The 24,307-nt window shown below is 58.8% G+C and carries 19 protein-coding genes and 1 pseudogene; 7 read left to right on the forward strand and 13 right to left on the reverse strand.

Annotation, left to right across the window (positions count from 1 at the left end; all coding sequences use genetic code 11):
• Nucleotides 1–346: 346 nt before the first annotated feature.
• From E2E27_RS04705 to E2E27_RS04755, 11 genes are all read right to left on the reverse strand, one after another.
• Complete coding sequence (locus E2E27_RS04705) at nucleotides 347–3,283, reverse strand: TonB-dependent receptor (protein ID WP_050599571.1); 2,937 nt, start codon at nucleotides 3,281–3,283, stop codon at nucleotides 347–349.
• A 419-nt stretch (nucleotides 3,284–3,702) separates the two neighbouring features.
• Nucleotides 3,703–4,674: an alpha/beta fold hydrolase gene (locus E2E27_RS04710; protein ID WP_050599570.1), complete on the reverse strand. Its 972-nt coding sequence runs from the start codon at nucleotides 4,672–4,674 to the stop codon at nucleotides 3,703–3,705.
• The gene (locus E2E27_RS04715) at nucleotides 4,671–6,308 is read right to left on the reverse strand and encodes a flavin-containing monooxygenase (protein ID WP_050599569.1); all 1,638 of its coding nucleotides are present in this window, start codon (nucleotides 6,306–6,308) and stop codon (nucleotides 4,671–4,673) included. The genes E2E27_RS04710 and E2E27_RS04715 overlap by 4 nt, the downstream gene beginning before the upstream one ends.
• The gene (locus E2E27_RS04720) at nucleotides 6,305–7,915 is read right to left on the reverse strand and encodes an acyl-CoA synthetase (protein ID WP_050599568.1); all 1,611 of its coding nucleotides are present in this window, start codon (nucleotides 7,913–7,915) and stop codon (nucleotides 6,305–6,307) included. Before E2E27_RS04720 ends, E2E27_RS04715 begins: the two co-directional genes overlap by 4 nt.
• A gap of 63 nt (nucleotides 7,916–7,978) precedes the next feature.
• Nucleotides 7,979–9,070, reverse strand: a complete 1,092-nt coding sequence (locus tag E2E27_RS04725; RefSeq protein WP_141457922.1) for an acyl-CoA dehydrogenase family protein — start codon at nucleotides 9,068–9,070, stop codon at nucleotides 7,979–7,981.
• Nucleotides 9,070–10,320: an acyl-CoA dehydrogenase family protein gene (locus E2E27_RS04730; RefSeq protein ID WP_067463598.1), complete on the reverse strand. Its 1,251-nt coding sequence runs from the start codon at nucleotides 10,318–10,320 to the stop codon at nucleotides 9,070–9,072. Before E2E27_RS04730 ends, E2E27_RS04725 begins: the two co-directional genes overlap by 1 nt.
• A gap of 6 nt (nucleotides 10,321–10,326) precedes the next feature.
• Entirely contained in the window at nucleotides 10,327–10,803 is a 477-nt protein-coding gene (locus E2E27_RS04735) for a Zn-ribbon domain-containing OB-fold protein (RefSeq protein WP_006834185.1), read from the reverse strand.
• On the reverse strand, nucleotides 10,800–11,972 hold the full coding sequence (locus E2E27_RS04740) for a thiolase C-terminal domain-containing protein (protein WP_050599565.1): 1,173 nt from the start codon (nucleotides 11,970–11,972) through the stop codon (nucleotides 10,800–10,802). Before E2E27_RS04740 ends, E2E27_RS04735 begins: the two co-directional genes overlap by 4 nt.
• Nucleotides 11,969–12,661 (reverse strand): Coq4 family protein, encoded by a 693-nt coding sequence (locus tag E2E27_RS04745; protein WP_050599564.1) that lies wholly within the window; start codon nucleotides 12,659–12,661, stop codon nucleotides 11,969–11,971. The genes E2E27_RS04740 and E2E27_RS04745 overlap by 4 nt, the downstream gene beginning before the upstream one ends.
• 80 nt (nucleotides 12,662–12,741) lie before the next feature.
• Nucleotides 12,742–13,884, reverse strand: a complete 1,143-nt coding sequence (locus E2E27_RS04750) for an NAD(P)H-dependent flavin oxidoreductase (protein ID WP_006834188.1) — start codon at nucleotides 13,882–13,884, stop codon at nucleotides 12,742–12,744.
• Between the two features lie 50 nt (nucleotides 13,885–13,934).
• The gene (locus tag E2E27_RS04755) at nucleotides 13,935–14,663 is read right to left on the reverse strand and encodes a FadR/GntR family transcriptional regulator (RefSeq protein WP_006834189.1); all 729 of its coding nucleotides are present in this window, start codon (nucleotides 14,661–14,663) and stop codon (nucleotides 13,935–13,937) included.
• A 201-nt stretch (nucleotides 14,664–14,864) separates the two neighbouring features.
• On the opposite strand from E2E27_RS04755, the gene E2E27_RS04760 reads away from it, so the two are divergent.
• The 6 genes and pseudogenes from E2E27_RS04760 to E2E27_RS04785 all read left to right on the forward strand — a co-directional run.
• Complete coding sequence (locus E2E27_RS04760; RefSeq protein WP_141457923.1) at nucleotides 14,865–16,127, forward strand: cytochrome P450; 1,263 nt, start codon at nucleotides 14,865–14,867, stop codon at nucleotides 16,125–16,127.
• A gap of 28 nt (nucleotides 16,128–16,155) precedes the next feature.
• Complete coding sequence (locus E2E27_RS04765) at nucleotides 16,156–16,482, forward strand: 2Fe-2S iron-sulfur cluster-binding protein (RefSeq protein ID WP_006834191.1); 327 nt, start codon at nucleotides 16,156–16,158, stop codon at nucleotides 16,480–16,482.
• Between the two features lie 68 nt (nucleotides 16,483–16,550).
• Nucleotides 16,551–17,762: an acyl-CoA dehydrogenase family protein gene (locus E2E27_RS04770; protein ID WP_006834192.1), complete on the forward strand. Its 1,212-nt coding sequence runs from the start codon at nucleotides 16,551–16,553 to the stop codon at nucleotides 17,760–17,762.
• 18 nt (nucleotides 17,763–17,780) lie between these two features.
• A complete protein-coding gene (locus tag E2E27_RS04775) occupies nucleotides 17,781–18,851 on the forward strand; it encodes an acyl-CoA dehydrogenase family protein (RefSeq protein WP_141457924.1) in 1,071 nt (356 codons plus the stop codon).
• A 166-nt stretch (nucleotides 18,852–19,017) separates the two neighbouring features.
• Nucleotides 19,018–21,750 (forward strand): TonB-dependent receptor, encoded by a 2,733-nt coding sequence (locus tag E2E27_RS04780; RefSeq protein WP_141457925.1) that lies wholly within the window; start codon nucleotides 19,018–19,020, stop codon nucleotides 21,748–21,750.
• 311 nt (nucleotides 21,751–22,061) lie between these two features.
• Nucleotides 22,062–22,241, forward strand: a pseudogene (locus tag E2E27_RS04785) (IS3 family transposase); the annotation flags it as partial.
• 156 nt (nucleotides 22,242–22,397) lie between these two features.
• Here E2E27_RS04785 and E2E27_RS04790 read toward each other — a convergent pair.
• Together E2E27_RS04790 and E2E27_RS04795 are read right to left on the reverse strand one after the other, a co-directional pair.
• A complete protein-coding gene (locus E2E27_RS04790) occupies nucleotides 22,398–22,811 on the reverse strand; it encodes a hotdog fold thioesterase (protein WP_006834195.1) in 414 nt (137 codons plus the stop codon).
• Entirely contained in the window at nucleotides 22,808–23,695 is an 888-nt protein-coding gene (locus tag E2E27_RS04795; RefSeq protein ID WP_011415890.1) for an alpha/beta fold hydrolase, read from the reverse strand. The genes E2E27_RS04790 and E2E27_RS04795 overlap by 4 nt, the downstream gene beginning before the upstream one ends.
• A 263-nt stretch (nucleotides 23,696–23,958) precedes the next feature.
• Between E2E27_RS04795 and E2E27_RS18995 the strand changes: the two genes are divergently transcribed.
• A complete protein-coding gene (locus tag E2E27_RS18995; protein WP_228135198.1) occupies nucleotides 23,959–24,144 on the forward strand; it encodes a MarR family transcriptional regulator in 186 nt (61 codons plus the stop codon).
• The last annotated feature ends 163 nt before the right edge of the window (nucleotides 24,145–24,307 follow it).

Raw genomic sequence — 24,307 nt, forward strand, 5'->3', positions numbered from 1 at the left:
GGTCAGCATGTTTCCGCCTTTCGCAGAGTGCGTTTGCCAGTATCACCATCGGATATCCCGATTGCACTATTCGGTGACTCTTCATTGTCGTTTCTATGTAAGGCCTTAAGCTTTCCGCGAGCATCTCGTAGCGACATCAACGAGCGATCGTACAGGCATTTCGAGTGCAGCTCGCATTTGGCCGGTTCGATGACCGCCTCGTCGGTAGGCTTACGAGGCGGTCATCGAGCATTACGCCGCTCTGGAAAAGCTATAAAGTCATGGGTCGAAATACGAACTAGCTGGCACTGTCCTTTCGGGTCGTTGGGAGGACCACCGATCTCCCCGCCAACACGATCTGGACCTGTTAGAAACTGAACCCCAAAGCAACACCATATCTACGAGGATCCAAAGTGTAGATATTGGTAAAATTCCCCGAGGATGCGTCGGTCAAGTACAATCCTGTCACCGAGCTGCTGTCGAAAATGTTCTGAACAAATCCGCGCACGAACCAACGCTCATCCGCACTGTTCAACTGCACGATCGCGTTGGCTTGCACGAATGGCTCGATCCGGTTGACCCTGCCGTTAAAGATATTGCCGTATTGCTCACCAGTCAGCGCTACGTCCACGCGAGGAACCAGAGTCATGCCATTGTCGAAAGTGGCGGTGTACTGCACACCCATCGAAACCTTCATTTCGGGGGCCTGCGGCAACTTGTTCCCTTTTATGTTGACCTCTACGCCAGGGCTTAATACCGCAAGGCCGCTGCCCGCCGGAACGGCTCCGGCCAAGACATCGCAAATGCTGAATGCGCCGCTTGACGCAAGATTGCCGTCATTAGGAAATTCTTCGGGACCACGAAGACCCAGAGCTGCGTTCACTCCGGCGACGAATGCGTCGGCCACGCCGGGGGCTGGCCCGGTTACGGCACAATTAGCACCGTTGCTGATATCCTTGATGATGACGGCATCAGGATCGCCGCCACCCGGGTCGCGCGGATTGGAGAAGAACTGGTCGCCGGCAACTTCCGCGTTGAGATAACTGAACGTCAAGTTGACAAGCCAATCGGGATCGGGCCGGATAACGGACTCTAGTTCCACACCCCAGATATCGGCATCGATAGTATCATTAACTGAGGTACGGGCGACGATGCGGCTAAGCTGCAACCCGCTATACTTATAGTAGAATGCAGTAGCGTTTAATTGCAGTGCGCCATTCGCAAAGGTATTTTTCGATCCGATTTCAAATGCGTCGATGGTTTCTGATCCGAAGCTTTCAGCCACATCGAAAACGGGCGAAAGGGGCGGGTTGATACCCCCGGATTTATAGCCCCTGGCATAAGATGCGTAAATCGAATTGTCAGGCGTAACTTCGTAGTCGAGCACCGCACGCCCGGTTATTTCATCGAAACCTACTTCTCTAAATTGCGTCAGCTGCTCACCTGGCGTACCAGGATCGGCATCAAAAAGACCAGAGGGACCGGTTAAGGGAGTGATCGGGCTGTCGAACGGCTCCCCGTCATTCGCGTAAGGATTGAGGAAGCTAATCAAGGTCGTGCGCGCAGTCACGTCTTTCTTGTCGTCGTTATACCGCAAACCTCCGGTGAAGGTCAGACGCTCGGTCAGGTCGACGTAGATCTCCCCGAACACACCGAAGCTCTCAAGATTAGCCTCGAGAGAATTGTTGCGGTACATGGATGTTGCGAAGTAGGATGGCGGTGCACCGCCTGCCAAAGTACCAAACGATCCCAGAATGGCACTGGCGTAGTCAAGCGCGAATGAGTTTACATAGTAACTGTTGTCGGTAGTCTTGGACTTTGCATAGATCCCTCCGAGCAGGAAATTGAATGCTCCGTCGAAATCACTGGAAAGGAGGATTTCGCCGCTCCAGGATTCGCGTTGCTCTGAAGACCTGTCGAAGGATAGCGGCGTTTCGCCGCACAATACATTACCTTCGAACGCGCCCCTGTTCCCATCATCGTTATCGGAGGTGCACAATAAGCCCCCTGGGCCATTGGGGATGAGAGCCTCCACAATCGGGGTAAAATACGCCGACGAACCTGGCACGAACGCCGGTGCAGGTGCGGGGAGGCCGGTAGGCAAACCGTTGGCCGCGAAGCCGGACAACACGTTCAAGGCCGTAGCAAAGCCGGTACGATCCTGAATGCCCAGAAAGTAGTCCTGCCGGGAATCGACTTCGGTGTCCTGATAAAGACCGGTTGCAGTCAGTGTCATAGCTCCGATGCGCTGCTCGAGACGGGCCTGTAGCTGCACTTCATCGGCAAAATAGAATGGAGTATACGCCGTGTTTACCGTGCGCACATCGTCGGGCTTATCGAATCCTGCAAATGCATCGGGGCCGTACAGGCTTCCCAATCCCAGTACTGAGGGAATTCCCTGAATAGCGAAGAACTCTTGCGAACTGAGCGTTGCGCCGACTGTGGAATTGGCATTGGTGATGTCAAAGTCGCGGCGATTGTTCAGACAACCCAGCACGCCGAGCGGGTCACGCTGGCAGGCCTGCTTTTGATTACGTAAACGGGTGTCATCTTCCCTGAAATAATATGCCATGAAGTCGAGAGTGGTATCGGCACCGGGTTCAAAACGAAGAGAACCACGAACAGCGTACATGTCTCGGTCGTCGACATCCGAATTGTCGAAAAGGTTTGTGGTGTAACCGTCGCGATTCAGAAAGAATCCGGCTACCCGAACGCCGATAGAATCGCCGATCGGGACATTGACCATCCCTTCGGCCTTGATGCTGTTGTAATTCCCATACTCGAACTCTCCGGCCGCGCCGAAAGAACCGAGGTCAGGCTTGGCTGTCACAAGGTTGACAACACCCGAGGTAGCGTTGCGGCCGAAGAGGGTGCCCTGCGGCCCCCGTAGGACCTCAATTCGCTCAAGGTCAAAATATTCTGTTTCGAACAGCCGGGTACCAAAAAGAGGGGAACCATTGATATGGATAGCCGTCGCTGCGTCACACGTCACACCAACACAAAGATCGCCGATACCACGGATGGTGAAGGACGACCCGGTGAAGTTGCCCTTCGAAAATGAGACGTTCGGGAGCGTCAATTGAAGGTCAGCAGCGTTCTCGATCTGCTGGCTTTCGAGAGCCGTAGCATCGAAGGCACTGACCGCGATCGGCACCTCTTGCAGACTTTGAGATTGGCGTTGGGCCGTCACGATGATTACGGATCCTTGGGGTTCCGCCTCATCAGTTGTGGAATCCTGCGCTAAAGCCATCTGCGGCCAAGCCAAGATGGCCGAAGTGGCGAGCACCATCGCTCTCAGTGTCATATAGCATCCCTTCCCATCTCTTCAGTGCGACGATAATTGGCTCCGCCGCTTACTGCAAAATGGGGCGACCTCGAGGGTCGCCCCTTAGTCTGTGGAGAGGAGAGGGAGAGAATTAGCCCAATCCCCGTCCATGGGCATATACATCCGCGTGATATTAGTAAAGCGCCTTATCTTTTGACCCCATGGGCCACGATCCAGATCGCACGCGGAGTGAACGTTTGCTAAAGATCAGCAATGGTTGGCGTGCTAAGCGAGTTGCTCCCGATAAAGCTTTTGCCCCAGCTGGCATCGAGACCAACGAAGCGTTCGCCGTGCCGACGGCGACAATAGTTCGGATATAGTACAAGATGAATATGGACGCCCTTTGCCCCCATCTCGCTGGCCTCTGACCAGGAACCAGCCTCTTAGTATGGGGGATCTCAGAGGCTCCAAAAGGCCAGTACCGCCCGTAGCGCAGCGACGAACGCGAGCGGCTGATCCAGCATGAGATGATGGCGTGCATCGGGCACTGCAACAATTGGTATCTTTCCCCCTCCCAGTTCCCGGATATAGCGGGCGGAATCGCGATCAAAGAGCTGACTTTTCTCGCCGTACACAATCGCTTTGCGCCCGGGCGCATCGACCAGCCTCTGGCCTACTGTCAGCCATTCGTCGGGCTTGTTGCTGCGCCGGAACACTTCGGGAGAAAACTTCCATGTCCACTCCTCGCCATCGCGGCGGAGAGAGTGATAGGCCATGTAATCCATCAGGAACGGCTCACCAACTGCCTGCGGCGGCGACAGGATATACCTCTCGCGCGCCGCTTCGTAGGTGGGGTAGCGTCGCACCGGTTTGTCAGGATTACCCGACCCGGGGCTCGATCTGCCCATGGTCCAGTATTTCTCCAGCTTTTCGGGCCGCATCACCATGAGATCGCAGACAATAACGCCGGCGAAGGCATCCGGCGATTGGGAAACGGCGGTCAGCGCTGCACCCGAGCCGAAACTATGGGCGATGATCGTCGGTCTGCTTCCATCTGCAAACAAATCGAGCGCTTCGCTGATCTCGACAAATTCCTTTCCCCGCGCAGCTATATCGGCCACGCCGCGCATCTCGCTATCGCCCATACCGGCCAGATCGAACGCCACCACGTCGTAGTCTTCGGCAAGGTACGGTGCGATGAAGGCAAAGCAGCGGGCATGGGCGAGAAAACCGTGAGTCATGAGCAATTTGGGCCGGTCACGCCTGCCCCAGCGAAGATAATGCACCCGCGCGCCACCAACCTCTACGAAGCCTTCCTCACGGGGCACGCTCAGCGCCCAGGCGAACCATTCGGGTATATCCGCCCCGTCGCCGGCCCATACGGGATCAATATCTGTTGACCCGTCGTGGATTGGTTTCATTTCATTCATTTCGGCGCAGTCTCCATACCGGATAGTGTATTCCTGATAAAACCACGATAATCGTGCCGTGCGACATCGTGGCATAGATCGGCGTAACCAGATACGCTGGGGAAATTGATCAGTTGTCGGGGTTTGCCGGGAATATTGGCGCCCATGTACCACGATTCAGCCTTGGGGAAGAGCGTCATCGACCCTACTTGGGCGACCATATCGGTCCAGCTTCGCTGGGCCAGCGCATCGGCTTCGAAAAGGCCGATCCTGTTATCGCGCAGCCAGATCAGGAAATCGCAGATCCAGTCACCCTGGATTTCGGCGCTTGTCGGACCGTTGGAAAAGCCTGAAGGGCTGAGCGGTCCGTAGGCGAACAGCATGTTCGGAAATTGGGCGACAGCCATGCCCAGATAGGCTTTGATCTCACTCTTCCATGCTTCTGCCAGCGCCAGCCTTCCGCGGCCGGTGATGTTCATGTCGATGAGCCCGCCACGACCGGCATCGAAGCCGGTCGCGAAGACAATGAGATCGCACGGGATCATGCCAGTGGCTGTTTCTATCCCGGCCTCGGTGACGCGAGTGATCGCGGTGTCGTTCAGATCGACCAGCGTCACATTGTCTTGTGCGAAGATCTCGTAATAATTCTGTTCGAGCGATGGTCGCTTGGTCCCGAAGGGATGTGGCGGCTCATCGGGAGCGAGCTTCTCGGCAATGGTCGGGTCGCAGATCCGCTCGCGCACCTTGTCACGCCAGAACTCGTAGGCGTGGCGATTGGCGTCCTCGTTCGTCAGTATGTCAGCGAAATTATGATACCAGAAGCGCAACCCTCCTCGCTGCCACAAATCCTCGAAATGCGTAGTCCGCTCTTCCTCGGTCACAGCCAGGGCCGAAATGTCCAGCGATTGGCATTCGAAACCGCCACTTGTCGTAAGCCTTTTCTGGAAGACAGCGGGATATTCGGATTTTTCGCGAAGCTGACGATCTGCGTCCAGTTTTTCCTGCCGCATGGGAAGGGCGAGAATCGGGGTTCGCTGAAAAAGCGTCAGCTGCTCCGCGCAGCTTGCCGCCTCCTGCGCCACCTGTACGCCGCTGGCACCCGTGCCGATCAGGGCGATCCGGCGGCCGGAAAGGTCGATGCCTTCCTGCGGCCAGCGGGCGGTATGGCACCATTCGCCTTCGAAATCGCTAAGGCCCGGGATATCGGGAATGTAGGGTTTCGAGGCGAACCCCAGGGCCGGCAAGAGGAAACGCGCGCTTACTTTTCCGCCATCGTCGAGCTTCAATCGCCAGCAGGCGGTGTCTTCATCGAACGGCGCGCTTTCGACCCGTGTTTTCATTCGCATTGCCGGCCAGAGGTCGAGCGTATCGCAGACGTGGAGGAAATAGGCGCGCAGTTCTTCCCAGCCTGGAAATCGTTCGCTCCACGTCCAGCTTTTCCATACTTCCGCAATGGAAAATTCGTAAAGTGGAACCTGGGAATCGACCCGTGCTCCCGGATAGCGGTTCCAGTACCAGATTCCGCCCGGCTGCTCCGCTGCGTCTACCAGCAGAACATCGAACCCCGCCTGACGCAGCTTGTATAGCAGGTATATTCCGCTGAACCCGGCCCCGACGATTACGACATCATAGTCAGGAAGGGGCGAATGGCTCACGAGGCCCCGGCACCCGCTTTCGCGATGTCTTTGGCCGTAGTATAATCCGCCTTGCCGTTTGACGCGCGCAAGGCGGTTTGCGTTGGGCAAATCGCCTTGGGCGTTTTGTAACCTGCCAGTTGCTGGCGCACGTGATCCTTGATCGCTTGCGCGTCGAAGTCCGCATCCTGGGTCAAATGCACCACAGCGGTCACCGCTTCGCCCCATTTTTCGTCAGGCACCCCGACGACAAGCGCGTCGGCAATGGCGGGATGGGTTTTGAGCACTTCCTCCACCTCCTCGGGGTAAACCTTTTCACCTGCGGTGTTGATGCAGACGCTGCCGCGGCCCAGCAAGGTCAGGCTTCCATCGGATTCCACCCGGCACCAGTCGCCCGGGATGGAGTAACGCACGCCATCGATCGTCCTGAAAGTCTTGGCCGACTTTTCCGGGTCCTTGTAGTATCCTGTGGGGATTGCGCCCTTGCGGGCAATAAAGCCGGGCACGCCGCTCCCCGCCTCGACCTTCCGGTCGTTCTCGTCGAATACGTCGCAAAATTCCCCGATCCCGAATTTCGCGGTGTTGGTGCCGCCCTGTGCGGTCGTCACCGACAAGCCGTAGCCCAGCCCTTCCGAAGCGCCAAAACTGTCCATGAGGATGACCTGGGGGATATGTTTGCACAGGCCCGCCTTTACCTGTTTACTCCACATGACGCCGGACGAGATGATCGAAATCAGGCTGCTCGTGTCCCAGCGCTTCGGGTGGGCGTCCAGCGCCTGCAGCATGGGTTTGGCAAAAGCGTCACCGACAATGGCGATGCTCTGCACCTTGTGCTGGTCCACTGCATCCCACAATTCTTCGGCGTCGAAGGATGGATCGGACAGCGTGACGATGGCCCCGCCCGACATGAGCGTGCCGATAGCAGTAATGAACCCGGTTCCATGCATCAGCGGGCACGCCGGCAAAGTGATGCGCGCAAGCTCGCCCTGCTTCACCAGGGCCACCATTTCCTCCATGGTCTGGGGAACCGGACCCAGCAGCTTTTGCGCGTCGAGCTGAGCCTTGCGCATATCATCGTGTCGCCACATCACGCCCTTGGGCATGCCGGTGGTACCGCCTGTATATATGAACAGCAGGTCATCGGGGGAACGCTCGATATCGAGAGGCGCGCCGTTACCTTCTACAAGTTTTTCGTAAGGAAGCGCGAAGGAAGCGATCTGCGAAGCATCGCCGATTTCTACAAATGTATGAACCTTGGTCAACCGTTCCTTCAGTTCAAGAATGCAGTCGCGGAACTCGGAACTGTAAACAATTACCTCGCTATCGGAATCGTCGAAGATGTAGAAAACCTCCTCGGGACGGTAACGATAATTGATGTTCACGTGCGTGAGGCGGCCCTTGAAGCACGCGGCCATCAATTCCCCGTATTCGGGACGGTTGCGCATGTAGAAGGCTATCTTCGCCCCGTCGCCTGCACCTTGCGCGCGCAGATTGCGCGCCAAATTGTTCGAACGCTTCGACATTTCGGGCCAGCTAATGATCCGGTCGCCGTGAATCAGCGCCGGAGCATCTTCTGGGACCGCAGGCTCGATTGCATCAAGGATGTCGCCAAGGTTCCAGTCGATCACGTATTAATTCCTCTCTCCTTGGTGGCCACGATTTTGTCGGTAGCGTGCGCCTAATTCATCGTCTCATGCGACCTGCGTCCACCCCTGCAAGGCCGCTGCTTCGGCCCGGACCGCTTCGGGACCGCCCAGAACCTGGCGGTCGAAACCGATTCGCTTGAACCAGAAATGCAGACCTAGGAGATCGGTAAAACCCATCCCCCCATGCACCTCGGTTGAGGTTCGGGCGACAAAACGGTGGACTTCGCCCGTATGTGATTTGGCATGGCATGCCACCAGCGAAGCCTCGTCGGGCGTCGCATCGAACGCATGGGCGGCATACCAGACCAGCGAACGGCATGGTTCATGGCGGGCAGCCATTTCCGCGCACATATGCTTGACCGCCTGGAAGCTGCCGATCACTCGTCCGAACTGTTCGCGCTGCCCGGCATAGTCGACCGCTTTTTCGATCATAGCCTGGCCCGCACCGAGGCTATCGGCGGCCAGGAGCACCCGGCCGGCGTCCCGCAGGCGCCTGACTGTGGCCCCACCATCGTCCGCGAGAGCCTCGCCCGCTACGCCAGAAAACCGCAGCTCCCCTACGCTCCGGGTGCGGTCGATCGTTTTGAGAGCAACCTTCTCCAGACCCGCAGCATCGCCAGCTACGGAGTGCATACGACCGGCGGTATCGGCTACCAGAAACGCGTCGGCTTCCAGGAAGTCGAGCGCGAACAAAGCCGTTCCGTCGAGCTTTGCGCCGTCGAAGTCCACGCCTGCCCGGTCCCGGATCTCCACCGTTTCCGCGATCGCGACGGCGATTTGCGCCTCGCCCTTCGCTATCCTCGGCAGCCAGTGCGCCTTCAACTCCTCGCTACCGCCCTGTGCCAGCGCAAGGGGTGCCAGTACATGGGCACCGATAAAAGGCACCGGCGCGACGGCATAGCCGAGCTGCTCGGCCACAACGGCGGCATCGAGCATTGTCATCCCGAGCCCGTCATGTTGCTCGGGAACCATCATTCCCCAAATGCCGATTTCGCCCAGCGCCGAACGCACGTTGTCGCTGAAGGGAACCGAGCCCTCCGCGCATTCGCGCACATGATCGAGCGGACAAGTATCAGCAAGAGTGCGGCTGATCGCGTCGCAGAGCATCTCCTGGTCTTGCGAAAGTCCGAAATCCATCAGGCGGCTCCCTTATTCTGCCCGCTTGCAACGGCCGTCGCCTGTTCGGCCGCGGGAGGCGTTGCGAACTTGGGTTCGCGCGGCATTTCCAGCCCGCGTTCGGCGATGATGTTCTTCTGGATCTGGGCGGTGCCTCCACCGATGATCAGACCAAGCTGGAACATGTAGTTCCACTGCCAGGCACCGTCTTCGCGCTCGCGCTCGCTTCCGTGATAGAGTATGCCCATCTCGCCCATTGCGTCGATCGCGAGCGCGGAAATCTGATGGGCGAGCTCACAGCTCTGCAGCTTCACGACAAGTTTCGCCATGCCGCCGGCATCCCCCCTAAGGCTGTTCGACAGGATGCGCATGCCGTTGAATTTCATCGCCGCGACTTCGGCTTGCAATGCAACCAGCCGGTCACGCAGAACGGCGTTGTCCATTGCGCAACCCTGGCCGATGCGTTCTTTTTGCATCAGCCTGACCAGCGCCTGGAGCCGGTTTTCCAGTGCATCGGGGTCGCCCAGCATGCCACGTTCATGGCCCAGTGTGGCATTGGCCACGTACCACCCCTGCCCGCGCTGCCCGACGATCTGATCCAGGGGAACCCGCACGTCGGTAAAGAACGTTTCATTGAACTCGGCATGACCGGTCATGGTCTTGAGTGGTCGGACCTCGATCCCTGGTGTGTCCATCGAGAAGATCAAGTAGGAGATGCCGCCGTGCTTGGGCGCGTCCGGTTCGGTCCGCACAAGGCAAAAGATCATGTCCGCCTGCTTGGCCGTGCTGGTCCAGATCTTCTGTCCGTTGATGACAAAGTCGCCATTTTCGACGCGGGCGCTGGTCTTGAGCGCGGCGAGGTCCGATCCCGCTCCAGGTTCCGAATATCCCTGACACCAGACTATCTCGCCATTAAGGGTCGGCTCGATCCATTGCCGTTTCTGGGCTTCGGTTCCGAGTTCCAGCAGCGTGGGAACGAGCATGGAAATGCCCTGGTTCGCAAGGCCTGCGGGGATGCCAGCGCGCGAAAATTCCTCGGCAATGATCCGCGATTTCAGGATGTCCGGCTCGGCTCCGTATCCGCCGTATTCTTTGGGAATCGTGCGCGCGGTGTAACCATGCAGGATCAACAGCTGTTGCCATTCGACGGCTTCGGGGGAAGGGCGCGCGGCACGGCCTTGGCCATCGGGTGCGCGGTGACCGTGGGTTTGCAGGAACTGGCGCACTTCCTCGCGAAACACGTCATACTGGGGTCCGTAGTCGAGATCCATCTTGGTCTATCCTTCTGCGCGCGCGATCGCGACGGGTCGGAATACTGGCAGGCGAAAATCTTCGGAGATCGGCTCGAAATCCAGCGTGACCGGCAGATCGAGCTCAAGCTCGTCGAGCGCGCAATCGACCAGCCGGGTTGCCATGCGCACTCCCTCCTCCAGTTCCACCACCGCAGCGATGAAGGGAATCTCGCCGGCGAAGGCGGGATGCAGTGCCTGATGGGTCACCGTCCAGGAAAACAGCGTGCCATTGCCGGTGCTACGCTCCCACGACCACTCAGGAGAACCGCATCGGGCGCACATATAGCGCGGCAAATGCCGAAAACTGCCGCATCCTTCGCACTGCTGGAAGTAAAGGTTGCCGTCCTGACACCGGTTCCAGAATTCCTGCTCCACCGGATCCTGCGGGCGCGGCTTTGGCTTGGCTGGTGCGGCCTGCGCCGAGGGGCGCATCTTGGGCGGCAGATCTTTCTCGTCGCTCACGCAAACCTCCTCAAAATCGCTATACTGCCGTCACCCAGATCGCCCCAGCCGGTCACCAGGCCGGTCTGGGCGCCTTCGACCTGCCGCTCCCCACAATCGTGGCGCAACTGACGCACCGCCTCGACGACATGGTTCAGTCCCCAAACATGGGCCTCGCTCAGCAGGCCGCCATGGGTGTTGACGGGATAGCGCCCGCCCAGCTCGATCTGGCCATTCGCGACGAACTCTGCCTGTCCACCTGGTTCGCAATAGCCCAGGGCCTCCAGCTGCAGGAGAACCACGTAGGTGAAGCAGTCGTAGATCTGCAGAAAATCCATGTCTTCGCGATCGACCCCCGCCATTTCGAACGCGCGCGGCGCGGCGTAGCTCAGGCCGATCTTGAAGGGGTCGGGACGCGAAGGGATATCGTCGGCGGGGTAAGGATGCCCTTCAGCCGCACCGGCGATGCTCACGGGAACATGCGGCATGTCCCTGGCGCGGTCCATTCGCGAAACCACGACTGCGCATGCCCCGTCAGTCTCCAGACAGCAATCGTAGAGGCGAAAGGGTTCGGATATCCAGCGCGCGGAATGGTAGGTTTCGGCATCCAGTTCCCGGCCATAAGTGAAGGCCTGCGGATTCATCTGCGCATGGCGACGGCACGCCAGTGCAACGGCCGCCATCGCTTCCGGGCCGATATCGTAAATTCGGGAGTGCCGGGTGGCGAGCCAGGCATACATCTGCACCGGCAGGAACACGCCATACGGAATGTAATAGCCTTGGATCGTATTCGTCAGGGTGTTCATGTTCATCGGCCGCGTCGGCGGTGCGCCAGGCTTGGGCCGCAAGGCGGAATAACCGTTCCACCCGAGCGTCACCAGCACATGGTCGCATAAGCCGCTGGCAATTGCCATCGCGGCGTTCTGGAGTGCCGTGGTAGGGCTCGCCCCGCCCATGTGGACCGTAGAGGCATAGCGCAGAACTTCGATACCGAGGTTAGCCGCCATCTCTTCCGAGGTGGTGTAGATCGGCGGAGGAACCATGCCGTCGATATCCGACGGCTTCAGCCCTGCATCTGCTATGGCTTTGCGCGATGCTTCCAGCATCATGTCGACCGCGGTTTTCTCGGTGCCTTTCACGAAAGCGGTTTCGCCCACTCCGGTGATGGCCGATTTGTCGCTTAAGCTCATGCCTGCCTGACCGCCTGGTAATCGCGTTCGAGCTGTTCGGAAAGAGCGCGCACCCTCTGATAGGTCTCCGGCGGACGCAGTCGCAACCCGCGGCGGACATCCTCCAACGGACGATCAAGATTTTCTTCCCAGTAGAAGGTGGTCAGATCGGCTGCAGCCCGGCCCCGGCGCCACGCTTCAAATGCAGCGCGCGCCACTGGCAACTGGGCAGCTTCCAGTTTCATCTTGGGAATGCCGACGCCCAAGATGAAAGCGATCCCGTGATTATAGAATTGCGCGTTTCCGAAGGACAGCACGCACAATTCGCCCAGTGCGTCCCTGCCGTATCCGGCGACGACATGAAACAGGTCATGCGAATCGCGAAGGCGCCGACGATAGAGGGAAACATCGGGGTCGCCGAGGTCCTCCAGACCTCCGGCCTCGCTGGCTTCCGCCAGACCTTCTGCTGTCAGACCCTCCCCGTAAACAAAATCGAGGTAGGCTCGGCCAAGCGTGCCAGACGCACAGGTCGCAAGGCGTTTGCGATCGCACAAGGTTTCAAGTAGGTCGGCCCGGTCGGAAGCGATACGCCGCCCATCGCTCGACTTCATGAAGCGATTGAAATTCCGATAATAGGAATTGCCCGACAATGCCTTGACGATACGGAACACCTGCGCCGTATCCTCCCTGTCGGCAATCAACTGCCTCATTGCCCCAGCGCTCTGAGAGGCTCTACGGGGCGGCGCAATTCATGACCTTTGGCGTAAGCCATCTTCTTGCCTCCTGCGCTTCACTTGTAGATGCCAGCGGACGCCAACGCCTTCTCGGCTCCATCGACCAGGTCGCGCATCACTTCGGCGGCAGGCCGGATCGAATCGATCAGGCCGATGCCTTGCCCCGCGAAGCCGGGGATGACATCCTTGCGCTCTGCCTTGATCCCGGAGGCCATGACCGGGCCGGAGATCATCGACTGATAGGGCATCGGCAGAGGCTCCTTTCCGGCCTGCACCCAGGCGTCGGCCCATTTGTTACGGATCATGCGCGCCGGTTTGCCGGTAAGCGATCGACTAACGACCGTATCGGCATCGCCGCTTTCGGTGATCGCCTCTTTCTGGAAGCGCTCGATGCCCGCTTCCTCGGTCGCGAGAAATGCCGTGCCGACCCACGCGCCCTCTGCCCCCAGCATCATCGCAGCGGCAACACCCCGGCCATCCGAGATACCGCCGGCCCCAAGGACAGGAACACGATCGCCAACGGCGTCGACCACCTGGGGAATCAAGGAAATAGTCCCGATCGGCGAGTTGTGACCTCCGCCATCGTGCCCTTGCGCGACGATCATGTCGATGCCCGACCCGACGACCTGTTCGGCGTGCTTGACCTTGCCGATCACCGCCATGACCTTGGTGCCATTGGCATGGAGCCGATCCATCCACGGTTCAGGATTGCCAAGGCCGGCAGCATAAACCGGCACCTTTTCCTCGATCACCACTTCCATCTGCGCCTCAAAGAATTCCTTCGAGAACAACTGCGGGCCGCCCTTGCCCATTTCAGGCGCGCCCGCCGCCCGCATGGCGGCGGCAGCATCGACCTCCGGAAGCTCTTCACGATCCATGAAGTCGCGCGCGAACTGCTGATATTCACCCATCAGATCCATGGGATTTTGGGGTGCAGCACCGCTTTGAGGGGCAGAGCCGCGCCTGACCGACGCGGGGAGCAGCGTATCGACACCGAAAGGTTTGTCGGTCAATTCCCGGGTCTGGCGAATCCAGTCACGCAACTGATCGGGCGAACACGCCGCGGCACCCAGGACCCCGAGCCCGCCGGCATTCGAAACCGCAGCCGCCAGCGCCGGAACGCTCGCTCCGCCCATCCCGGCAAGCAGGATCGGGTACCGGATCCCCAGCATTTCGCATATTCGGCTCTTCAACGCCATTCTTCCTCTCCAGCCACTTGCCTAAACGCACACTCAAACTATTGAAAATTCTACAGCTGCCCCCACCGCACCCGCTGCGAGACCAGCTCGGGGCTGCGCTCCGAAAGATAGACGGCAGAGCCGGCCACCAACCGGCTCATTGCTTGACGGGCCGCGGCGCTGTCGCCAGTCCGCACTGCCTCGAGCACCCGCACCAGAAACTTCATCTGCACCGCCCGTTCCTGTGCCGAATATCCCAGCGAATGGGAAAACTCGCGGGTCAACAGATGCATCGCAGAGGTCAGCAAACCGAACAGCGGATTGCCGCTCGCCCAACCCAACAAGTCGTGAAATCTGCGATTAAGTTCCTCGAATTGATCAGAGGCTTCATGATGCCTCAATTCCGCCAGACACCCTGCCAACGCGCTGAGATCAGCGGTAGTTGCACGCTGGGCTGCATACCCTGCGACATCGGGAGCAATTGCTTCGCGCAATTCAAGCAAACCACGCAAATCGGCTTCCATGAAATGCAGAATCAATGACAAACTGCTTGCAAAATCGCCGGTCTGCGGACGGGCTACGACGGGACCTCCACCACGGCCGAGCTGGAGATGGATGACCCCTTGCAATTCCAGGAACCGCAAAGCCTCCCGCAAAGTTGCGCGCGCAACCTCGTAACGCGCGAGCATTTCATCCTCGCGCGGAAGCCTGTCACCCGGGTTATGGCGACCCGCCTCGATGTCCCGCACGATGCTTTGCGCAAGAGAAAGGGCACGCTTGGCCTTCTTCACCGCTGACATCCGCCACTCATCAGCACACCCGCACCTCTCGAATAAAAAGTATAAGGATATTAGCGAACCTTCGTTGGATCGGCACACTATCCGATGGGATTGGTGTCTGCAAGGGACTAAAAGAGTATACGATTTATTGACTGCACGAGATGTCTCCCTTAAGGATGACTGAAGGCCGATCAGGCCTGAGATGTAGAAGGAATAGTTCTTATGGACAGCCAGATCGCCGAGCCGGATGCCGCGGCGAGGATCGCGTCAATTCCGATCGAGGAAATCGACGTGGCCCGGCCAAGCCTGTTTCAGAACGATACCATCGGTCTATTTTTTGACAGGTTGCGCGCCGAAGAACCTGTCCACTACTGCCGCGAGAGCTATGTCGGCCCTTACTGGTCCATTACCAAGTTCGACGACATCATGGCGGTGGACACCAATCATAAGGTCTTCTCTTCGGAAGCGAAGCTAGGCGGAATTGCAATCCAGGACATGCATTCGGTGGAAGGCGCGCTCGAACTTGAAATGTTCATAGCGATGGACCCGCCCAAGCACGATCAGCAGCGCAAGGCGGTGACTCCGGCAGTGGCTCCGTCCAACCTGCAACTGCTCGAGCCGATCATCCGCAAGCGCGCGGGAGAGATTCTCGATGAACTCCCGATTGGCGAAGATTTCGACTGGGTGGATAAGGTTGCGATCGAGTTGACGACGATGACGCTGGCAACCTTGTTTGATTTCCCTTGGGAGGAGCGGCGCAAGCTGACGCGCTGGTCCGATGTAGCAACTGCGGCACCTGAAACCGGGATCGTCGAATCCTACGAGGCGCGGCGCGAAGAACTCATCGGTTGCGCGATGTATTTCAAGACTCTGTGGGACGAACGGATAAACGAGGAGCCGAAGAACGACCTCATCTCGATGATGGCTCATTCTCCCGCCACGCGCGACATGCCGTTCCTCGAGTTTCTCGGCAATCTTATGCTGCTGATCGTCGGTGGAAACGACACAACACGCAATTCCATCAGCGGCGGCGTGCTCGCCTTGAACCAAAGCCCGGACGAGTACGCGAAACTCGACGCGGATCCTTCGCTCATTAGCAAAATGGTTCCGGAAATCATCCGTTGGCAGACCCCCCTCACTCATATGCGCCGCACCGCGCTGGAAGATTGGGAGATCGGCGGCAAACAGATCAAGAAGGGCGACAAGGTGGTGATGTGGTACCTGTCAGGCAACCGCGACGAGAGTGCTATCGAGCGCGCGGACCAGTTCATCATCGACCGCAAAAATCCGCGCCATCACCTCTCATTCGGCTATGGCATTCACCGCTGCATGGGAAACCGGCTCGCGGAACTGCAGCTGCGGATCATCTGGGAAGAAATTCACAAGCGCTTTTCCCGGGTCGAGGTTGCGGGTGAACCAGAGCGTCTTTTTTCAAACCTCGTCCGCGGAATCACCAGGCTGCCGGTGCGGCTCCGCGCCCGCTGACTCTCGAGATCGAAATGCGGAGTTCAAGATGATCAAAATTACGTTCGTGGCTAGCGATGGTGAGCGACGGGAGGTCGAAATAGAAGAAGGCGAGACAGCCAGGGAAGCGGCGCTATACAATGACGTGCCGGGTATCGATGGCGATTGCGGAGGGGTATGTGCTTGCGCGACCTGTCATGTGCATGTCGATCCCGAATGGATCGACAAGGTGGGTCGGCTTATGCATGATGGAATGGAGGCCGACCTCTTGCAGTTCGCCGAAGGCACCACTGAATACAGTCGCCTTGCCTGTCAGATTCCGATGAAGCCGATGCTGGATGGATTGGTTCTTCACCTACCCGAACAACAATACTGACGGAGGGATCCTCGTCCCCGTAGCCTACATTCTTATCTGTCTTTCCTTGATTCTTCGAGAAAACACCCATGGCCACACAAATCGAGCCCGCAACCCAGACCGACGAAGACGCCTTCCGCGCGGAAGTGCAGCAGTTTCTGGCGGACAATTTTCCCGCCGAACTCAAGGGCCAGTCGAACGCGCTGGCCGGCGTGGACGGCCCCACCAATGAAACGCCGGCGCAGACCAAGTGGCGCGAAGCCGTGGGCGCGCGCGGCTGGGGCACCCCCACCTGGCCGAAGGAATACGGCGGCGGCGGCCTCACCAAGGCGCAGGCCAAGATCATCGACCAGGAATTCGCCAAGGCGGGTGCCTACAACCCGATCGGCGGCATGGGCGTCATGATGTTCGGCCCGACGCTGCTCGAATACGGCAACGAGGCACAGAAGCAGGAGCATATTCCGCCGATCTGCCGCGGCGAAATCCGCTGGTGCCAGGGCTATTCGGAACCCAATGCCGGCTCTGACCTCGCGAACCTCCAGACCTTTGCCGAGGACAAGGGCGACCACTACCTTGTCAACGGCCAGAAGACCTGGACCAGCGGCGGCCAATGGGCCGACAAGTGCTTTGCAATTGTACGAACCGACAAGAGCGACAAGCACAAGGGCATCAGCTTCATGCTGATCGACATGGACACGCCCGGCGTCGAAGTCCGCCCGATCACCATGATCAGCGGGACCAGCCCGTTCTGCGAAACCTTTTTCACCGACGTGAAGGTCCCGAAGGAAAACCTCGTCGGCGAGGAAGGCCAGGGCTGGACCATCGGCAAGCGCCTTCTGCAGCACGAGCGCACCAACATCTCGGGCGGCGGCAGCCTCGCCCGACTCATGGGCCAGAGCCTTGGCGATATCGCCAAGAAGTACCAGCCGACGGGCGCCGACGGCGAACTCGCCGATGCGGTGCTGCGCGACAAGATCGCTGATTTCGAAATCCGCTGGAACAGCTTCCTGCTCACCGCGCGCCGCGCGATGGAAGAGAGCAAGGCAGCTGGCGGCGTCTCCGAAATCAGCTCTGTGCTCAAGAAGCTCGGCACCAAGCTGAGCCAGGAACGCAGCGAATTGCTGATCGAAATCCGCGGGTTGCAGGGCCTCGGCTGGGAAGGCGACGGCTTTTCGGACGGCGAGCTCGGGGCCGTGCGCGCGTGGCTCTTCGGAAAGGCCACGACGATCTATGGCGGCTCGACCGAAATCCAGAACAACATCATTGCCAAGCGCGTGCTCGGCATGCTCGACCACCAGTAAGAGAGGGGAGCAAGGACAATGGCCGTTCTCAACGAAGCACAGGAAATGCTGCGCGACATGGCGCGCGATTGGGCCGTCAACGAAAGCCCGGTCACCGAATTCCGCAAGGTCCGCGCCAGCGGCGAGCCCGAAGCCTTCAACCGCGACGCCTATGCGACGATGGCGCAGATGGGCTGGGCCGGGGTCATCATCCCCGAAGAGCATGGCGGGTCGGACTTCGGCTTCCTGTCCGCGGGCCTCGTCGTCGAGGAACTCGGCAAGACGCTCACCGCCAGCCCGCTGGTGATGAACACCGTCGCCGCCTCGGCGATCGTTCTTGGCGGCAGCGACGAGCAGAAGGCCAGGTGGCTGCCCAGGCTGGCGAGCGGCGAGGCCATCGCCACCCTCGCCGTCGACGAAGGGCCGAGCCACGATCCTGCGAAGATCGAGACCAGTGTGTCCGACGGCAAGCTGAGCGGCACCAAGGCCTTCGTCCATGAAGCGCATGGTGCGGACCTGTTCGTCGTCGCGGCGAAGGACGGGCTTTACCTGGTCGAGAAAGGCGACGGCGTCGCGCTCACCACCCGCAAGCTGACCGACCAGCGCAGCCATGCCGACGTCACCTTCGACGGCGCGGCGGCGGAGAAGCTCGCCAATGGCGGCGACAGCCTGCTCGATGACGTGCTCGACCGCGCGCGCGTGCTCACCGCAGCCGAAATGCTCGGCATGGCGCAGCAAGTGTTCGACGACACGCTCGACTATCTGAAGCAGCGCGTGCAGTTCAACCAGGTGCTGGCGAGCTTCCAGGCGCTGCAACACCGCATGGCGGACCTCTTCGCCGATCTCGCCCAGATGCGCAGCGCGGTCGAGGCGGGCCTGCAAGCCGTCGATGCCGGCTTCGGCGTGGCGCGCGCGGCGACCATCGCCAAGACGGAAGCCAACCGCGTTATGCACACCATGGCAAACGAGGGCATCCAGCTGCACGGCGGGATCGGCATGACCGATGAGTACGACGTCGGCTTCTATCTCAAGCGCGCCCGCGTGCTGGAGCAGAGCTTCGGTTCGTCGAGCTGGTTAAAGGACCGATTTTCCAAGCTTTCTGGCTACTAGAAACCTGCATGTAGTGACCTGCATGGCATTTTTGCCACATGCTTGTCGACAATGTGAAATAATCCGTCAATTCATCTACCAAGTCTTGAAATGAAACGCGCTTATCGGCATCGTTTCTAACATCGACTAGTGCCTAGGATGGGGCACATTCTTAGAGGAGAGGCACATGAAAAGATTTCCATCACGCCACCATTGCGCCCTTAGTGCATTGGCAGCGGCACTTGCCTTCACACCGACAGCCGCCTTCGCCCAGGATGTTGGCGAACCCGATGCGGATCTGGTTGAAGGGGCCGATGTCGAAGACCAAAACGTAATCATTGTTACCGCGCAAGGGCGATCGCAGGTCTTGGCGGATGTTCCAGTCGCCGTGTCAGCTGTTTCCGGAGAAACCCTCCAGAATTCGGGCGCCAGCGACATACGTGAGCTGAACCAGGTTGCACCGTCCCTGCTGGTGTCTTCCACCGGCAACGAAGCTAACGGTTCCGCGCGTATTCGCGGTATCGGCACGGTCGGCGACAACCCTGGTCTGGAAAGTTCGGTCGCGGTTTTTGTCGATGGAGTCTATCGCTCTCGTTCGGGAAGCGCCCTGAGTGAGCTCGGCCCTATCGACAGGGTCGAAATCCTTCGCGGTCCCCAAGGTACTCTGGGCGGGCGGAACTCATCGGCAGGCCTGATCAATATCTACACCGCACCGCCCGAGTTCGATTTCAGCGCATACGGGGCCTTCACTTATGGCAACTATGATGCGATCCGCGTCGAAGGTGGCATAAACGCTCCGCTTGGCGACACCGTAGCTGCGCGTGTGGACGGCGTTTACTTTGAGCGCGACGGCTTCTACAACGATATTACCAACGGCGGGACGATCAACAATCGCGATCGTTATCTGGTCCGCGGTCAGCTCCTGTTCGAACCCAATGACGACCTGTCCATTCGCCTTGTCGGGGATTATTCCAAAAAGGACGAAGCGTGCTGTGCCGCGACGTTCGTCCAGCCCGAGTTTGCTCCGCTTGCACGGATCAGCGCTGGATTTGATCCCTTTACGAGGCCATCGGATGGGGCCGCCCTGACGAGTACCGCAAATCCGATCGTTCCCGTGTTGCTTGCGCTTGGGCAGGATCCGCGTGCCCTCACCCAAGACACATTCAACCGCGACCTGTACCCTACGCCGGGCAGAAGCTATGAAGGCGAAACCGAAGACTACGGTATTTCCGCTGAGATCAATTGGGATTTCGGGAACGTCACGTTGACGTCTATCACGGGCTACCGTGAATATGCCAACAGCCAGGGATCTGACACCGATTACACTACTGTCGATATTCTCTACCGCGCTCCGACCGAGAATGCTCTTGCTCGAGACTTTGAAACATTCACTCAGGAACTGCGCCTTACCGGTGAGGCCTTCGATGGCAAACTCGATTGGTTGATCGGCGCGTATTACGCCAATGAAGAACTGCAGGTGCGTGACAATCTGCGGTTCGGCACCCAGTACGGCAATTTCGTAGCGTGCCGCATCGCTATCGCGATCAACCCGGCTTTGGTCAATCCGGGGGCTTCCAATTGCCTGGGTGCCAACGTGGCGGCATTGGACGGTACGCTGACCGGAAGCCCGGCATTCGGCGCTGCAACCCCGGCGATCCTCGCAGGTATCAACAACCTTGCAAGCATCAGCGATTTGGGAACGGTCAGCGAGGTCTACAATCAGACGAGTGAGAACTTCGCGTTCTTCACGCATAATATCTTTGCGATCACGGATACGCTCGATTTGACGCTGGGGCTTCGTTATACAAACGAAACCAAGGACTTCGACGCAACTTTCCGCAACGACAACACGGTTTGTCCGACAAACCGCAATCTGCTCGGAGGCTTTCTGGGTGTTCCGACTTTGGCACCTCTGGCCGGTGGTATCATCAGCCTTTCCTGCCAAGGCAATTCGACATCGGAGCTCGATGGAGTTTCTCTCGAAGACTCGCGCGAAGAAGAGGAGTTTACCGGCACGGCTATCCTGAGCTGGAAGCCAACTCCCGATCTGCTAGTCTACGGTTCGTATTCACGCGGCTACAAGGCGGGCGGTTTCAACCTCGACAGGTCTGCACTGTCAAATCCGCTTGCGTTCGATCCGGCCAATATCTCGGCAGCCGCGCTGCAGTTCGATGAAGAAACAGTCGATGCATATGAGATCGGCCTCAAATACTCGACACGCGAGTTCGGGGTTAGCATTGCAGGCTTCCGGCAAGAGTTCAGTAACTTCCAGTTGAACACGTTCAATGGGGCGTTCTACATTGTGCAGACGGTCAATAGTTGCGATAGCGATCTCGGCGGGGCCGACAGAGACGCAAGCGCGACAACCGGTGCATGCTCTTCCGATGAAGTTGCACCAGGTGTGATCGCTCAAGGTGTCGAGATCGAAACCTATCTACGGCCCGCTCGTGATTTGGATATTACCCTTGGCGTCACCTATTCTGATACGAGCTTTGAAGACAATCTTATCGGGGACGATACCGGGGCACCGCTCGACCCCGCACTACGCTTGCTGCCAGGCGACAACCTGTCGAATGCACCAGAGATCGTGGCAACATCGTCGCTTACGTGGACGCCGCCAATCGGCGACAGTGGGCTCGAAGGCCTGGTCTTCGTGAACGCTCGTATGGCTGGTGATTACAACACCGGCTCCGACCTGCTCTTCGGCAAGGAACAGGACAGCTTCGTCGTAGTGAACGGGCGTGTGGGTCTGACCAATATTGCGGATCGCTTCGCGATCGAGGGATGGGTCAATAATTTGTTTGACGTTGGGTATACGCAGGTGGCCTTCAACACGCCTTTCGTGGCTCCGCAACAAACGTTCTCCGCTTTTCTTGCGGAACCGCGGACTTACGGCATCACCGTGCGCGGCAAGTTTTAAACTTACTCGCTAATTGCAAGAGGGTTCGGCGCTTCGCTGTGTCGAGCCCTCTTTTTCGAACTTTTATTTGCTCACGACTAGGTGGCGTCCGAACAAAAGTTCCGTGTGCTCAATATCGTCGATGATGTGATAGGGAGAGGCCGGCAGCGGTGTTCGCTGCATGAATCCCTCTTCGCTGGGCTACCAGCCGCCGGCCCCACAAACAATCTTGCCTCGTCCTGCCATGCTGCCTTACGCTGCGCTCCAGGCCGCCCAGCAGGGCGACCCCAACCGCCGGAACTCTAACTTAACCGGTGGACCACCCTGATGGGGCAGGTCAGGTGGAAGACTACAACCGAGAGAGACCGCCCTCATCCCTTGGCTACGCGACATCGGCGGCGTTCGCCGCCGAACTAGATAAGCAATGGCCTGCTTCGCCACGCCCTACGGGCTCCGCTGCGCAGCCCATTGCTTCAACCGCGCTCATACGCATCAACGCAGCTCGGCTCTAATCCCGGCTGGGGGGAAGATCAGGGGGTCACGTCACTCATTGGAAGGCGGCTATCGCGACGCAATTCGCTCTGAAAGTCGTGGGACTATTTTGCAGGTCTTCGAGGAACAGACCTGCTAATTTTCGCCCTGCAGTTAGTTCCATTAGGATAACGCTGTTAGCATACGTAGGCACCGCGGCCGCTAGCCAAAAGGTTGCCAGTAGGACCGTATACACGTGTTTCAGCGACCGAGATATTTTTACCGATCTTGATTATTTTGCCCGATGCTACGAGTGGTCCCGAGGTTGCCGGGCGGTGGTAGTCGACCCTCAGATCGGCGGTCGCCTTGGCCCCTGTACCTTGCGACAATAAGGTGTAGAGCCCGGTTAAATCGATCAGAGAGGCGAGCACGCCGCCATGCGCTGAACCGATTGCCGGGTTTGACACGATCTCGTCGCGCCAAGGCATCTCCAGTTCAAGCTGCTCGTTCGAGCATGACCGTAAAGTGAGGCCAAGCCACCGGTGAAACGGGGCAATCTGCAGGATCTCTTCGAGGCGCTTAGGATCGATCCTTGTCAGATTATCGGTCATGTAACGGCTCCCTGCGGACTGTGATTACGCTTGAGAAAATCGAGTATCGCTGCCGAAAAGGCATCGTTGGCATCGCCAACCACCATATGTGTTGCCTCTGCGATGTCGGTGTATTCAGCGTGTGGAACAAGTTCGAGCAATTGCGCGACCGCGTCTTCGGAAACCAGATCGCTCGATCCGCCGCGAATAATATGCAATGGCAGCGAAAGCCTGCTGGCTGCATCGTTCAGCGCATCAAACTGGCGTTCCTGATGAGCCGGATCGCTTCGCTTGGCTAGTGTGATGTTGCGGATAAAGGCCGGATCCCAATGCCAGTAGTAGCGGCCGTCTTCCTTCTCTCGCAGATAGCGCCGTAAGCCCTTGCCGGCTCCGCGCTTGCGGCGATGTGGCATGTAGCGCGCGATGACCTCTGCCGCTTCGTCCGGTGAAGAGAAACCGGTCTCCACGTGCTCCTCCATAAAGCCGACTACGCGCATAACGCCCCCCGTCTCCATACGCGGCGCGATGTCGACGAGAGTGAGCGACGCGAAGCGGCCCGGCGCAAGGTGTCCTTCGGCGATCAGTCCGGCCAACCCGCCAAGGGAGGCCCCGACGAGCGCTGGCTTGCGGTCCATTTTTGAAGCGATCGCAACGAGATCTGAAGCGAAGTCGCGCGTTTCGTAAGCGCCCTCGGCAGACCATTCGCTGTCGCCATGACCGCGCATATCAATTGCGATCGGACGAAATCCCGCATTGGCGAGATCGGCTGTGACACGTTTCCATGCGTGACGGGTCTGGCCGCCCCCGTGCGCGAGCAAGACCGGTAAAGCATCGGCATTTCCGGTCGCTTCGGCTGCTATGGAGATGCCACCATCTCCCCCGATATGGAAAGTTTGCGACTGCATACCGCAACCTCATATTGTAAATCGATTTACAGTAAACGGCTTTATTTCCTGATCCGCTATGGTAGGTTGCCCTAGATGGCTGCCATGACGGGCTATGACGCGGATACAAAGGGGGGCAAGTTCCCTCACCGATACCGATCGGCTGTTCTTTCTTATGGAGGAAGTGACCCGGCGTTTGCGCAGGACCGCCGATTCTTCGGTTGAACAATTCGGGCTCACGCGGACGCAATGGAGTATATTGGCTTATCTTTCGGAGCCCAGGCATGACCCAGACAGAGCTGGCTCGGGAACTGAAGCTAGAGCGCGCTAGCATCGGCCAGACTATTGATCGCCTGGAAGAACTTGAGCTGGTGGAAAGACGCAGGCGCGAAGAACGACAGGCGCGTTTGGCGGGTTCATTTACGCCCTGCCGCAATCGAGCTACTTCCCAAGATGCGAGTAGAAGCTGATGCAATGTATGCTCGCTTGCTCGGGGGGATCCGTTTTGGGGAACTGGAGCGCTTACGCGGATCGCTGGCTAGGATGCATGACAATCTGGGCAGCGAGCCATAATCACTCGAAATCGAGCCCATGCCCCGCGTTCACGCCCGCGTTTGCCCTTCAGGGGGTCTG

It is taken from the genome of Porphyrobacter sp. YT40, assembly GCF_006542605.1.
Classification (GTDB): Bacteria; Pseudomonadota; Alphaproteobacteria; order Sphingomonadales; family Sphingomonadaceae; genus Erythrobacter.